The sequence below is a fragment of the Parasedimentitalea psychrophila genome, assembly GCF_030285785.1.
Taxonomy (GTDB): domain Bacteria; phylum Pseudomonadota; class Alphaproteobacteria; order Rhodobacterales; family Rhodobacteraceae; genus Parasedimentitalea; species Parasedimentitalea psychrophila.
This window is the reverse complement of sequence record NZ_CP127247.1, coordinates 2,416,127-2,428,605: the sequence shown is the minus strand read 5'-3', so window position 1 is coordinate 2,428,605 and position 12,479 is coordinate 2,416,127. Positions and strand designations below refer to the sequence as shown.

The window sequence follows — 12,479 nt, the reverse complement described above, 5'->3', positions numbered from 1 at the left end:
CGAGATAGTCTAGCCGGTTCGGTTCCCCGACGTCTGAGCGTTTCCCAAGTCACCCGCCTCAGCTGCGGTCGGGCTTGCTGCCGCCAACACACTCGCGACGATTGCAACATCCTCGCTCATGACATTGCCTGCATCCCGCAAGGTAGCCTCAGGGTGGTGCAGTTTCAGGAAGGCATGAACCATGTGACGTAGATCCGCGATAGAGACCTCGCCCCCTTCCGCCTTCTCGAAAGCAGCCATCGCATCCATGCCAGTGGCCTCTTCAAACTCTGCCATAGCATTGAAGTCGCAGACCAGGGTCCAGACCTTTCCATCAATGGTGATAGAGACTTCGCCTTTGAAACGATTGGCCATTATACCACCGCCAGAACTGGCTTGCCGGATGGCTTCACCGTCAGCGTTGCCGTCATCTTGTCATTCACCAGCTCGCCGTATTCCAACCCGGTAATCACCGCCTTTGATGTGAGCGTTGTGGTCTCATCTGGAAAGGTGATCCGGAACCATGTCTCGCCCACCTCAAAGGCAGCATCGAGGGCCGCCGCCACTGACGGTGCAAAGTTGAGGCCGATCTTTGCCTCGCCGCCTTCCTTCATTCCAGGAAAGTATTCCTTATAGCGATCGGGGCTTTTCAGATGCGTCTTATCGACCGCTTCCCGCGATTTGCTCGGCGGCGTGATGCTGATGACCCCAGCGATCGCCGGGAATGGCCCGATCTCCACATCCGCCATCCCGAAGGTGGAATTATAGCCAATATCGGCGTCTAGTTCAGACATTGCTGCTTCTCCATTTTGTCAGAAAATCCATGGTCACGCGAAACGGCCTGTCAGCCTCATTTGCTCCGCGCTCTGTACTGTCCCGCCTGGCGTCCAAAAAGATCCCGCGAAACCCGTCTTGCCGATAGCCATCCAGCACCAGGCCCACAGCCGTGGCCAGATCTGCGGCATCTGCATAACCCTCGGCGTAGCAGTCCACCTGCACCCGCCCACGCGACAGCCCATCTGATCCGGTCAGGGTATGCCCTGCGACATCCCCGATCAGATGCATCAGGATGGCCGGATAAGGGTCATCTGGCAGCCGCGCGCCCCAATCAATTCGCCCGCCGCAAAACGCGGTGACGGTCGGCGCCCCCTGAAGGATGGCGCGAAATGCCCGTTGCATAATTTATCCTTTCGCCGCGATGCGCGCAGCCTTGCGCTCAGCCCGCGCGATCGACTTGCTCAGTTCGGCCCAAAGATCTTTGCCCAACCGGTCCAGCAAGGCCCGATGATCCTGATCCCAGGCAGGGCGGACAAACGGTGCAGGCGCGTTATGGACTGATCCAAATTCGGACAGATGCGCCTGCGGCAGCGGCCCGGCGCCGACGAACATTTCGACAGACGCGCGGTCATCGCGAAACATCTTTCGATGCGCTGTCGCCTGGCGCTTCGACAACTTTGTACTGACCGCCACGCTGTCTCGCAGATCGCCTTGATCCTCAGAGGCCTTGTCTCGCATCAGCTTGGCCATCGGCTCTGCAGCTTTCTTGAGCCCGCGCCGCAACACACCTTTTCCCGCAGCTTTGCTCACCTGGTCCAGCGCGTCTTCAAGTTCGCTGAACCCTTCCAATTGCATATCGATACTCATGTGCCTGCCTTCGCGACGGCTGTGATCTCCAGCGTTCGGCGGCGGCCCTGCCCCGCTTTGATACCGATGATTTCATAGGCGACACCCGCGCATTGCAGTCGATGTTTTGGCGTGATGCTGGATGCGAGAACGCCACAGCGCACCACAAACCGAGATGTGATCCCGGAGGACACCAGACCCGATCGCCATTTTTCACTGACCTGCTCATCAAACCGATCCATCCAGATGGGATCACCAACAGGCGCAGTGGCTTCCTTGCGGCGCAGCCCGTCATCACTCATTGAAGGCGCCAGAATCTGAACTTTCAATCGCACCGATCAGCCCCCCGAAAATTCGCAGGGGCGGCGATATCGCTGCTGGCGGATCAGCGCCCGAAACCCAAAGGACAGGCGCGGCGGGTTCGCCGGGTCCTCAACGGCAATCCCAGCCTCAAACCATTCTTTCGTCAGCAAAATCACCGCATGGCGCATTGGCGCAGCTGCGGCAACATCCGGTGCATGGCCCACTGTAGCCACCAGGCGCAGAGTCTCCGCACCTGTCGGCAGCGCCTGCCTCAGGACCAGCTGCGGTTCATCTGCCTGTCGGGAAAGACGGTATTTTGAGGCGTCCAGCGCCACCAGGCCAGCATCAGGATCTTCAATCTCAACACTGGTGATCGAGACCACCGGCATGCACGGAAACCACCACCGGCTCCAGTCGCCAGCCGGGATATAGAACGCAAATTTCAGTGGTGAGAATGGGCGGCCAGTGGCAGTGACAACAACCTGTTGCGCGGCCACCAGCAGCAATGCAATTGCGGCGTCATCGTCCGCATCGCAGTCCACCATGTGAACGGACCGCTTAAAGCCTTCAACGGAAACCGCCTCCGGGATTGCTTCTTCACCGATGTATTCCACTGCGCCGCCCTCGCTCGATTACGTCTTTGCGCCCTGCTCAGGCGGCTTGCCGCTGGCCTTTTTGCCACCAGTTTTTACCTTGGTGTCAGCGGGCTCCACTGTTGCGATCAATGCGGCCTCGCGATTGGCCAGGTCGGCCTCGCGGGTTGCCAACGCCGCTTCACGATCGAACAAGACCTGCTCCCGCTGACCTAGGGAGTTTTCGCGTTCATCCAGCGTCTGCGACCGGCCCTGCAATTCGGTGCGCGCCTGATCTACGATTTCCTGCACTTCGCGGGTGTCCACTTTACCAATGAGGACAGATTTGCCCGCGTCCGGATCAGCGGCATCGCCCATCAGTTTGGCGACCTTGCCTTTGCCCTCGCAAAGTTTTCGCGCCACATCCGCTCCAAAAGCGGCGGTGTCGCCCTTGTTGTAGCGGGAATATCCTTGGGTGAATTTCACCAGTAGTCGTGCCATGTCCTGGCCTCCGTCATTTGAGAATGGAAAAGGGCGGCCCGTCAGGCCGCCCGTGTCAGGTCAGGGGGATTACAGACCCCAGCTGGTGCCGGTCAGAACCGAGATGGCTTCATCATGGGCCGGGGCCAGATCGTGGCGAGACACCGCCCGCATCAGCGTCAGGTCACGCTGGAATGCCGAAACGGTGTCGCCGCTGGTATCGACAAAGGATGCTTCACTTGAGGACGCGATGCGAATGTCCTGATCGTCGCCGATCATAATCTCCGAGAAGTCCGCAAAAGTGATTTCAGTGTCATTACCAGTGCCGAGGTTGTTCGGCACCTGCGAGGTCGTCTCAATCGGATAGCCAAACAGCATATTGCTGGCCTCGATCGACGGGAACATCTTAGTTCCAGCTGCATTGATCAGGCTGGCCAGGAAATGTTTCGTCGCCCCCCGCATGATCCAACCGCATCGCATCATCGGCACATTGGTATCTTCGACCACGCTGACCATCCAGCGCAGCTTGGCCTCCACAACGGACGGAGTGTTGGCAATGGCGGATTGCTTGTGACCGGCCAGGCACCAGTTCAGCAGACCTTTGGGCGTGTTGCTGGTGCCGTCACCGCGCAGGAAGGCCAGATCTTCGCGCAGCGCCATATAGTTCAGCAACAGATCGCGCACCATGACACCAATGCTGGCGCTGGAATGCGCCAGAAGCGCGTTGCCGAGCGGCACCAGAGCGGTCAGGGTTTTGAAATCCTGATCGACATTGTCAAAGCTCGGCTCGCTTTCGACAATCGGGGCGTTCTCACCGATATAGCCAGCGGTCGGAGCGGTTGCCACCCGGCCATGGCGCAACTTACCTGCGGGCATGTCATGGACAACTGCACCGAGTTTGCGAACCACGACCTTGGGTTTCAGCAATTCGATCAGAACATTGCTCTGAGGACGCGGGATCAACACGCCGCCGGCGCTTTCAGTTGCCCCCGACAAAGTGGCCGCAATCTGGCTGTGCCCCTGTTCTTCCAGAAGGGTCGCGGCCTTGTCTTTGTCGCCCCGGGAATTGGCCAGAGCCGCCACCATCAGGCCGGTATCAGCGCCCTTGAGATCCGCATTGGCTGGCTGTGCAGGCAAAGAACCACCGCCACCCGTGCCGCCATCAAGTTCCGAAACGGCAGTGGAGGCTTTTGCGGCCTCGACTGCCTCGGCCCGTTTTACCCGCACCTGCAGTCCCTCGAATTCTTTCTGAGCCGCAGTAAACTCAGCAACTGCAGTGTCGATTGCGCTGGCCTCGGCGGTGCCGCTGGCTTGCAAGTCCTCGATCAGTTTGGCCGTGGTTCCCATAGTGTCCGCCGACGCTTTCAGCATGCGGCGCAGATCATTGATATCCATGGTTGTTTCTCCTGTTCTCATGGAAGGCTGGCAATTGCGCAGCCCAAAGACCCCGCCGCAAATGCGCAGGGCAAAACACTCAGCAGGTGCTGGTGAAATCAGATGTTGGCTGTCGCCTGCGCAGCTGCTGCTATGGCAGCATAGGCGCTGGATTTGGGGCGTGGCTTGGGCGCATATTGCCCGCCGATCCGCCCCATGAATTCGGCCATGGTCTCGACGCTATTACACAGGCCACGCGCCAGGGCGTCATCGCCCCAGAACACATCGCCGCCGTCGCGATTGCTCTCAGTGCGGCTCATGCGCCCCGGTAGATCCTCAACGCCAATACCGCGCCCTCGCGACACGTCAGCCAGAAATTCGGCTTCCATTTGATCCAACCGCAGCTGCGTCAACTCTTTGCCGTGATCGCTGGACAGGTCCGGACGCTTGGCCCCGGCATGGGCCGAGGTCTGAATGAATTCCTGATAGCCCCCCATGCCCGGCTGCATTGGTTGCACCGCCGTGGTCATAGTGCCGACAGACCCAACCCAAGACCCTGGCGTCAGGGCAATGTCACTGCACTGGCTGGCCAGCCAATATCCAGCCGAGGCCGCCAGTGGATGCACCAGAGCATGAACCGGCTTGGCCGCTGCGGCCTGGCGAATGGCTTCAACCGCGCCCTGAATACCCAGAACGGCGCCGCCGGGGGTGTCGTAAATCATCACGGTGGCCTGCACCTCATCGCTGGCCGTGATCGCGCCCATGGTTTCCACAAGCCCATGATAGGTGGCCCAGCCGAGGTATCTTTCCAGCATCGCTGAATTGGGCGTTATGATGCCGCGCACCGGCACATAGGCCACGCCGCGATGAATGGCGAAGCGCTGGCCGCGCTCGATCGTGATCTCCTGCGCCGAGGTCTCAATCGCCATTGGTTCATGGGCGGCCTCTTTGGGCAAATCCATTTGCAACATGGGCAGGCCATGTTCTGCCGAAATGGCAAGTGGCGAGGCCCCGATCAGGGCGGCAATACTGGTGCGGCTCATTCCTCTTTTCCTTTCGGTGTCTTGCTGTCATCGCGAGTCATATTTGGCGCGGGGTTCAACTTGTCGTCACCTGCAGTCACAGGAAGCCCCAGCACCTTCTGGCCGTGGTTTGGTGTCATAAATGGCCCACCAACAGCCTTGCCGATGGCTTCGTATTGATCCTTGATCGTCGGCTGCAACAGCGCCCCAAAATCATGGCGCAAGAACATACCACGTTCCCGTTCCGCCCGGGTCAGCACCGTCATCTCTAACTGCGCCTCGGCCTGCCCAGACCAATGCAGCAGACAATCGGTCAGATAGTCGATCGCCTGTTGTTCGCCGTTGGCCTTGACGCCGTATTCCAGCATCTGCAATTTGCTCGGCGGCATCCGGTACAACGCGGCCAAAATCTCGCGGTCATACTTCAACGTGGCCAGGAGCTCTTGATCCGCAGCCGTGAGATCCAGACTTTTGATATCGTCATCGGGGCCAAGAACCGGCATGCCGTCTGAATCGGGCCGGGTGATTTGATCTTTAACCCGCCGGGCATTGCGCAGCCTGGCGTCGTCATCTTCGTAGTTATCGCCCAACTTGATAAACGCTTTGGCCATCGCCCCAGAAACCGATCGCGCCGCGGCGTCCTGTCCAGCGATCGCCAGACCAACACTCTCAGAGGCAACCTGCAAAGGTGATCGCCCGGTCCATCCGTCCAGCGCCATATAGCGCATATGCACCATGGACCGGCTCGGCACCCGGCGCTGCACCCCCGCCCCATCTTCAAAATCATAAAACCGTTCCCGCCCGGCCCGCAACATCGTGCAACCGCCCTGCGGTGCCAACTCGATCATTTCCAACTCACCGCCGCCGTCACGCGGGCTGTAAGCATAAGAATTGCCGCGCAGGGCCCAGGCATAGACAAGGGCAAACCGGGTCAATTTTGCAGGAACACCTGGTGCGGATTCCCGGTTCAGCAAATAGGCAGCGGGATGATCGCGAACCCGGACCTCTTGCCCGTCATCCTTGCGCTGATAGAGTTTCAGCGGCACCTTGGACAGATCACCGCCGATGTTATTGCAGCAGGCAAATATGGTGCCATTCTGTTCGGCCCGCTGCGGTGTCACCCGTGGCAGGCGTTTGTTCGGGCGTGATCCACCCCAGCCGATATCCTGCAGCCAAGGTTCGGGGTTCAGGGTGCCCGAGGTCTCAGCCGAGGCATCCATGACCGGCGGTTCAACCCGTGCCGCCACCGGCTCAACCTGCCCGGCGCGAGAAATGTCCAATCCAAAGAATTTCATACCACCTCGATTTCCCGTGCCTTGCGTTTCTGTTCGCCATGTTCAGCGCGTCCCAGCGCCATGATGGCGGCCACCGCCGCATCGATGCGGCCGGTGGATTTCTTCTTGTTTGGCTTCACGTTCTCGGCGGCATCCTCGTCGCGGTGAACATTGCCCACCTGCCAGGCCAGCACCGGGTTGCCACCGTGGCGGATCTTGTTTTCCATCACCCGTTCCTCAAACCGTTTCATCGGGTTTGACATCGACTGATAGCCCTGCCGATGCTCGACCATTGGAAAGCGGCGCTTGTCCAATTTGTCGGCCAGGTACTTCATGCCCCAGGGATCATAGGCCACTTCTTGCAGGTCAAAATTCTGCCGGATCCATTCCAACCGGTTGGCCAACAGCTCTTCGTCAATCGTGCCGCCCTTGTGGATCTCCAGCCAACCCTGGTCGCGCCAGCCGACATATTCCCGCTTTTCACTCTGTGCCCGCTGGATAAATCCCTTTGGGCCCTCCGGCAGAAAGGTGTAGGCGATCATGTAAATCAGTCCCCCAACCGGCACCGCCACTACGATCGCAGTGGTGTCGATCTTGTTGGACAGGTCCAGACCGACCCAGGCTTTGCGACCATACAGCTTGCGCTGATCAAACCGTGCGCAGGCTGTGCCCTTGTCCCACACATCGCGGGCAATCCACGTTTCTGCGCCCTCAGTCCACAGGTTCAGGTGGAACCGCTTGAAGTTCGGCATTCTCCCTGCGATCGCCTGCGCCTTTTTCAGAGTGTCCTGCATGGCCTGAACAGGTTTGCTTACCCCGAGGTTGGGGTTTCCCATGGCCCAGAATTTCGGGTCAGCCGGATCACAGTCAGCTGGCGGCTCAGCGATAAAGCCAAAGAATGAATCATCATCGACCGCGCCGCGCAAAACACTTTCACCGTAATCGCGCAACTCACCGCACAGAGAGGCGCGGTCCTGCCCTGCAGTGGTGATCACCCAGTCGATCGGTTGGGCGCGGGCGATCATGCTTTCGACAATGGTGTCGGCCAGTTCACGATCCGTCCAGCGGTGCATTTCATCGCGCGCCAGAAAGCTCGGGTTGATCCCATCCGATGAATCACCATCGCGGCTTAGACAAGCAATCAAACCGTCCGTGCGCGGTGCCTCAATCGAGGTCCGGGACACATCCAGAAATTCTTTTAGAAACGCCGATCGCTTGATCATCCGCTTCATTTCCTTGAACAGCAGCCCCGCCTGGTTCTTTGTGGTGGCGGCGCAATAGCCCTGCGGCGCCGCCTCACCGTCAAACAGCTGCGTGAACAGCATCGGCACCGCCGTGTCGGTGGTCTTGCCGTTCTTCTTGCCCACCTGGTGATACGTGGACTGAAACCGGCGCAGCCCCGTTACCGATCGCTTCCATCCAAACACTGAGCCATGGCGAAACTCTTGCCAGGGTTCCAGTTTTAGCGGCATTCCCGCCATTGGCCCAGTGGTGTGCTGCAGCATTCCGCCCCAACGAATGATCCGGCTTGCGGCTTGGCAATCAAAGTACAGCCCGCGATCAGCGCCGGTTTCAAGATCCATCAAATGGCGTTCACAGGCCATCCGCACCAGATCCCCAGCAACGATATCTCCCTCAATTACTCCGGTGGCGTAGCGGGAAACCGGGTGATCAATCGGTTCCATTCAGCTGCTTCATCACGTCGTCAAACAAATCGCCCTGACCACCGGTATCCAATCGTGCCGCATCAACCGGCGACAGACCAAACAGCGCCGAATCCCGCCGCATATTTCCCATCGCAGTTTCTTGCACCGCGACCGCTGGGTGGCGGCGCTTTTGATTACCGTTCCGGCCTTTGCCGGTTGAGTAATACAGACCCTCCAACGCCAGTTCGTTTGTCGCGGAAATGAAGTTCGCAACAGAGGCGCAATAGGTTCCAAACTGATATTTGTAGAGCAGTTCTAGCCGCCCCTTTTTTGCCAACTCAGGTGCCAGCTCGCCCCAAACATCCCGAGCAAGGTCACACAAGAAATCCGGGGCAGTTGGGATTTCACGCTGAATATCCTCCTTCATCGGAACGACATTCTGAAGGTTTGGCTTTCTACCTTTCATCTAAATCCCTCCTTTCCAGAGTGGGTCTTTTACCCCAATTACGCGCTCGCGAATCAAAAGGTTATGCCGCCGGTTTGCTGTCTGGGGCCTCTGTTTTGAGATACCCCCCCCTTGTGGTGGAACACCTCATGCGCGGTTTTGCGGCTGTGACAGCTATGGCAGAGCGCCTGCCAGTTGCTTCGGGTCCAGAACTTCTTCCGATCGCCCTTGTGAGGCTCGATATGGTCAACGTCCGTTGCCGCCTCAACCACGTTCAACTCCAGGCAATCGACACACAGCGGATTGTCCCGCAGGAATGCCTTGCTGGCGCGCACCCACTTTGGATCTGCATAGAGACGCCGGGCCATGACAGCTGCCGGTGAGGTCTGCGCCTTGGCGCGCTGTTGTTTCAACCGAGCCTTGCGGCGCTGCTCATGCTCATCGCAGTGAGACAGCCCAGGCGTTGATATCTCTTCGCAGCCAGCAGCTGCACAAACCTTGAGCTGCGCCATAGTCCCACCAGCAGTTTTTGAAAGCCCCAACGCAAAAGCGCCCGGAAGGCGGGTAGCCTCCAGACGCAATTAGGTTGAGTGCCATATGTCAACAGGGGCTGTTTTTTGTCAACCCTCCTTTGTTAGACACATCCTACCTACTCATCTGCTGCGATCGAGCAATGTCGGCACCGAACCCCATTGTGACCTATGCTGCACTGCGCAGAAACTCGTCAGTATGGGCGGTAAGGAGCCGTTCGTTGCGTTTTCCTCCGATGTCCGCTTTTGAAATGCGCAGATCCGGCAAAGCCTGTTTGAAAATGCATCATGGAATTTGGCAGTTTCATGCTTTTCCACCAACTTTACTGTTTCGCCCCTGACAATTTGATCAATTTGGAAAAATCCAATACGGAATTCCGTCCGAGTTTCGCAATTGTCGCACGGTATTATTTCGGCGATTCGGTGGGTGTATCCCTCTATCAATAAGCCGACCAATATCCTCCATGAGCACACGATTTTTAACATAGTCATTATGGCCAAAAGAAAATAGAGCCGTATTAAGTGCTGTCGCATTGATAGATTCAATTTCACTTGTAATTATAGGAGATCCATTTTCCAATACACTTCCCGCACGGGGCTCTCCCCCCGCGTAGAGTTCTGCAACTTCAAGCGCCCAATCTTTGCCAGATGCGTATAAAGTCACGTTTTCAGAGAGCTGGACTAAATGCTCCGCCATTTCCAGAAATACATCCCAATCGACGTCCGGAGCGGCAAGAATTAGCTCATTAAATAATACAGCTGAATCCTCTCTCATTTTTAAATTCATATCTTTAATTGCCTCCAACAAGGGATCGCTTCCTAGACTGTGTGCAATTATGTTTATCTCATCGAATTCGTTAGTGCCTGTTACTATCTCCAAAAATTCACCTAAATATTTCCGTGCTTGCCTAGCGCTTTGCTGGTCATACTCGTAGTCAAACAATCCTGCTCTTGATGGCAGGCTATAAAAAAATGGTACTCCGTCGTACTGCAGGTCGTGCGTGATTTGCGCGAGTCTAAATGCCGCTTGGTCAAAACCAACGTTGTAGCCATGAATGTAAAGGATAGCTGACCTCGTTTCTCCTGAAATGCGTGAGGACATCTCTTTGACTTCGTCTTCAAATTCTAAAGCAGAGCGAATTACTGTTGAGCGGATTGTAAAGTGCTTCAGATCTTTCGGATTTCGCTCCCAAAGAAAACTTCCAATTGGTTTTTCGATCCTTCCTAGTTCGTGACTTAGAGGAATAGTCACTATTGTAGAGCCGACATGCAGGTTTCGATCTCTACCAGAGGAGAATTTCGGTGTCGTTGAGTCTCCAGTATTTTTACGATTAGTACCAAAGAATAACTTTACCGCATAATAGTCAGAAGTTGACGTATCTGGATCTTCACCATTTTCAGTGCCCGATTGATGTTGGGTCTGTAACGCTGGGTATTCCGAAGGTGGAAGCGCCCCCTTGTCTAGCCACTGGGAAACCAAATCATCGTAATTCGTGGTCATGCCCTGTGGCTTCTCGTTGTCCAACATTGGCTTGGCGCCACCATTGGCCATCCACCAGGCTGCGTCTTTTTCTTCATTCAGACGTGGACCACAGCCACCGTAGACATTGGCAACCTCATCGGCGCGCTGCATGCGGCCCATGCTGATGTCCATTTCTTCGGCCAGACGATCCATCGCCTCTTGTGGGGTGAAGACACCCGAGTTGACGTCACCAATTTGCTGCCACCAGATCTGGGCCAGCTTTGGATAGTCGGGTACGTTGATACCAGTCGGCGACCAGGCAACACGATCAGGTGAGCGGTAGAACTCGACCAAGCCACCCAATTTGCCAGCGCGCTCCGAGAAGCTCTCGTGGTTGATCGAGCTGTCGCGGATGAAGGTCAGACCAACGTGGCTTTTCTTCACGTCCACAGTCTTTGACACGACGAACTGCGAGTAGAGCCATGCTGCCTTGGCACGATCCAGTGGAGTAGACTTGAGAATCGTCCAGGAGCCAACGTCCTGATAACCAACCTTCTGGCCTTCTTCCCAGTATGGGCCGTGTGGGCTAGGCGCCATCCGCCATAGTGGCGTGCCTTCGGCGTCAACAGTGTTGTTGCCTTCGGACTGTGGTTTCACCATGTCGGCGGTGAAAGCAGTGTACCAGAAGATCTGCTGAGCAACGTTGCCTTGCGACAGGGCTGGCAGTGACTGGTAGAAGTCAAAGCTGGCTGCACCTGGAGGTGCATAAGCCCGCAGCCATTCGTCCCACTTGCGGATTGCATAGACCGCAGCGGGACCGTTTGCAGCCCCACCACGGGTGACGCTTGCGCCCGATGGGTTACAAGACCCAGCTTCCATGCGGATGCCCCATTCGTCGATCGGCACACCGTTTGGCTCGCCTTTGGAACCGGCACCAGCCATTGACAGCCAGGCATCAGTCATCCGCCAGCCGAGGTCCGGCGCGCGTTTACCATAGTCCATGTGACCATAGACTGCAGTACCGTCAATTTCCTTGACGTCGTTCGTGAAAAACTCTGCGATGTCCTCGTAGGCAGACCAGTTGACCGGAACGCCCAGATCATAGCCGTACTTGGCTTTGAACGCTTCCTGCAAGTCCGCACGGTCGAACCAATCCTTGCGGAACCAGTACAGGTTGGCGAATTGCTGGTCCGGCAACTGATACAAATCCCCATCCGGGCCAGTAGTGAACTGGGTGCCCATGAAGTCGTCCAGATCCAGACCGGGGTTGGTCACGTCAGCGCCTTCGCCTGCCATAAAGTCGGTCAGGTTGTAGGCCAGTTGCAGACGCGAATGAGTGCCGATCAGGTCCGAGTCATTGACGTAGGCGTCATAGAGGTTCCGCTGCGTTTGCATTTGGGTCTGAACCGCCTGCGCAACTTCACCTTCGCCCAGAATCTGATGGTTCACCTTGATCCCGGTAATTTCCTCAAAGGCTTTGGCAAGCACTTCGGACTCATAGTTGTGCGTCGGGATGCCCTCGGACAGCACGTTGATTTCCATGCCGGAAAAAGGCGCTGCAGCCTGAATGAACCACTGCATTTCCTCTAGTTGCTCTTCAACCGTGAGCGAAGAAGGTTGGAATTCATCATTAACCCACTTTTTGGCAGCAGACAAATCTGCAAGTGATTGACTGGCAACACAAAAAAGCAATGCAAGGGTCATGGAAATGAGTTTCAAATCACTATCCTCCAATTGGCGGTGGAAATTGAATGTATCGAAATTCGTTC

Annotated in this window: 14 protein-coding genes and 1 pseudogene; all 15 read right to left on the bottom strand. The window is 56.8% G+C overall.

Features of this window, described 5'->3' with window-relative positions; all coding sequences use genetic code 11:
• Window positions 1-9: 9 nt before the first annotated feature.
• Window positions 10-354, bottom strand: a complete 345-nt coding sequence (locus tag QPJ95_RS11815; protein ID WP_270921156.1) for a GTA-gp10 family protein — start codon at window positions 352-354, stop codon at window positions 10-12.
• Entirely contained in the window at window positions 354-773 is a 420-nt protein-coding gene (locus QPJ95_RS11810) for a phage tail tube protein (RefSeq protein ID WP_270921155.1), read from the bottom strand. The genes QPJ95_RS11815 and QPJ95_RS11810 overlap by 1 nt, the downstream gene beginning before the upstream one ends.
• On the bottom strand, window positions 766-1,158 hold the full coding sequence (gp17, locus tag QPJ95_RS11805; protein WP_270921154.1) for a tail completion protein gp17: 393 nt from the start codon (window positions 1,156-1,158) through the stop codon (window positions 766-768). Before gp17 ends, QPJ95_RS11810 begins: the two co-directional genes overlap by 8 nt.
• 3 nt (window positions 1,159-1,161) lie before the next feature.
• Complete coding sequence (locus QPJ95_RS11800; protein ID WP_270921153.1) at window positions 1,162-1,623, bottom strand: HK97-gp10 family putative phage morphogenesis protein; 462 nt, start codon at window positions 1,621-1,623, stop codon at window positions 1,162-1,164.
• Window positions 1,620-1,904: a head-tail adaptor protein gene (locus QPJ95_RS11795; protein ID WP_286018112.1), complete on the bottom strand. Its 285-nt coding sequence runs from the start codon at window positions 1,902-1,904 to the stop codon at window positions 1,620-1,622. Before QPJ95_RS11795 ends, QPJ95_RS11800 begins: the two co-directional genes overlap by 4 nt.
• Before the next feature lie 36 nt (window positions 1,905-1,940).
• On the bottom strand, window positions 1,941-2,519 hold the full coding sequence (locus QPJ95_RS11790; protein WP_286018111.1) for a head-tail connector protein: 579 nt from the start codon (window positions 2,517-2,519) through the stop codon (window positions 1,941-1,943).
• A gap of 18 nt (window positions 2,520-2,537) precedes the next feature.
• A complete protein-coding gene (locus QPJ95_RS11785) occupies window positions 2,538-2,978 on the bottom strand; it encodes a hypothetical protein (RefSeq protein WP_286018110.1) in 441 nt (146 codons plus the stop codon).
• A gap of 69 nt (window positions 2,979-3,047) precedes the next feature.
• Window positions 3,048-4,352, bottom strand: coding sequence for a phage major capsid protein (locus QPJ95_RS11780; RefSeq protein ID WP_270921233.1), 1,305 nt, complete (start codon window positions 4,350-4,352; stop codon window positions 3,048-3,050).
• Between the two features lie 98 nt (window positions 4,353-4,450).
• Window positions 4,451-5,374 (bottom strand): S49 family peptidase, encoded by a 924-nt coding sequence (locus tag QPJ95_RS11775; RefSeq protein WP_270921232.1) that lies wholly within the window; start codon window positions 5,372-5,374, stop codon window positions 4,451-4,453.
• Complete coding sequence (locus QPJ95_RS11770) at window positions 5,371-6,648, bottom strand: phage portal protein (protein ID WP_270921231.1); 1,278 nt, start codon at window positions 6,646-6,648, stop codon at window positions 5,371-5,373. Before QPJ95_RS11770 ends, QPJ95_RS11775 begins: the two co-directional genes overlap by 4 nt.
• The gene (locus QPJ95_RS11765; protein ID WP_286018109.1) at window positions 6,645-8,312 is read right to left on the bottom strand and encodes a terminase large subunit; all 1,668 of its coding nucleotides are present in this window, start codon (window positions 8,310-8,312) and stop codon (window positions 6,645-6,647) included. Before QPJ95_RS11765 ends, QPJ95_RS11770 begins: the two co-directional genes overlap by 4 nt.
• On the bottom strand, window positions 8,299-8,739 hold the full coding sequence (locus QPJ95_RS11760; RefSeq protein WP_270920481.1) for a phage terminase small subunit P27 family: 441 nt from the start codon (window positions 8,737-8,739) through the stop codon (window positions 8,299-8,301). The genes QPJ95_RS11765 and QPJ95_RS11760 overlap by 14 nt, the downstream gene beginning before the upstream one ends.
• A gap of 53 nt (window positions 8,740-8,792) precedes the next feature.
• Window positions 8,793-9,230: an HNH endonuclease gene (locus QPJ95_RS11755; RefSeq protein ID WP_270920480.1), complete on the bottom strand. Its 438-nt coding sequence runs from the start codon at window positions 9,228-9,230 to the stop codon at window positions 8,793-8,795.
• A 367-nt stretch (window positions 9,231-9,597) separates the two neighbouring features.
• Complete coding sequence (locus QPJ95_RS11750) at window positions 9,598-10,350, bottom strand: alpha/beta hydrolase (RefSeq protein ID WP_270920485.1); 753 nt, start codon at window positions 10,348-10,350, stop codon at window positions 9,598-9,600.
• A gap of 363 nt (window positions 10,351-10,713) precedes the next feature.
• A pseudogene (locus tag QPJ95_RS11745) lies at window positions 10,714-12,414 on the bottom strand (ABC transporter substrate-binding protein); the annotation flags it as partial.
• Window positions 12,415-12,479 lie beyond the last annotated feature (65 nt).

Coding starts and splice junctions, on each gene's coding strand:
- QPJ95_RS11795 (WP_286018112.1), bottom strand. CDS start 1,904: ATGAGTGATGACGGGCTGCGCCGCAAGGAAGCCACTGCGCCTGTTGGT.
- QPJ95_RS11815 (WP_270921156.1), bottom strand. CDS start 354: ATGGCCAATCGTTTCAAAGGCGAAGTCTCTATCACCATTGATGGAAAG.
- QPJ95_RS11810 (WP_270921155.1), bottom strand. CDS start 773: ATGTCTGAACTAGACGCCGATATTGGCTATAATTCCACCTTCGGGATG.
- QPJ95_RS11750 (WP_270920485.1), bottom strand. CDS start 10,350: ATGTCCTCACGCATTTCAGGAGAAACGAGGTCAGCTATCCTTTACATT.
- QPJ95_RS11775 (WP_270921232.1), bottom strand. CDS start 5,374: ATGAGCCGCACCAGTATTGCCGCCCTGATCGGGGCCTCGCCACTTGCC.
- QPJ95_RS11770 (WP_270921231.1), bottom strand. CDS start 6,648: ATGAAATTCTTTGGATTGGACATTTCTCGCGCCGGGCAGGTTGAGCCG.
- gp17 (WP_270921154.1), bottom strand. CDS start 1,158: ATGCAACGGGCATTTCGCGCCATCCTTCAGGGGGCGCCGACCGTCACC.
- QPJ95_RS11785 (WP_286018110.1), bottom strand. CDS start 2,978: ATGGCACGACTACTGGTGAAATTCACCCAAGGATATTCCCGCTACAAC.
- QPJ95_RS11800 (WP_270921153.1), bottom strand. CDS start 1,623: ATGAGTATCGATATGCAATTGGAAGGGTTCAGCGAACTTGAAGACGCG.
- QPJ95_RS11780 (WP_270921233.1), bottom strand. CDS start 4,352: ATGGATATCAATGATCTGCGCCGCATGCTGAAAGCGTCGGCGGACACT.
- QPJ95_RS11765 (WP_286018109.1), bottom strand. CDS start 8,312: ATGGAACCGATTGATCACCCGGTTTCCCGCTACGCCACCGGAGTAATT.
- QPJ95_RS11760 (WP_270920481.1), bottom strand. CDS start 8,739: ATGAAAGGTAGAAAGCCAAACCTTCAGAATGTCGTTCCGATGAAGGAG.
- QPJ95_RS11755 (WP_270920480.1), bottom strand. CDS start 9,230: ATGGCGCAGCTCAAGGTTTGTGCAGCTGCTGGCTGCGAAGAGATATCA.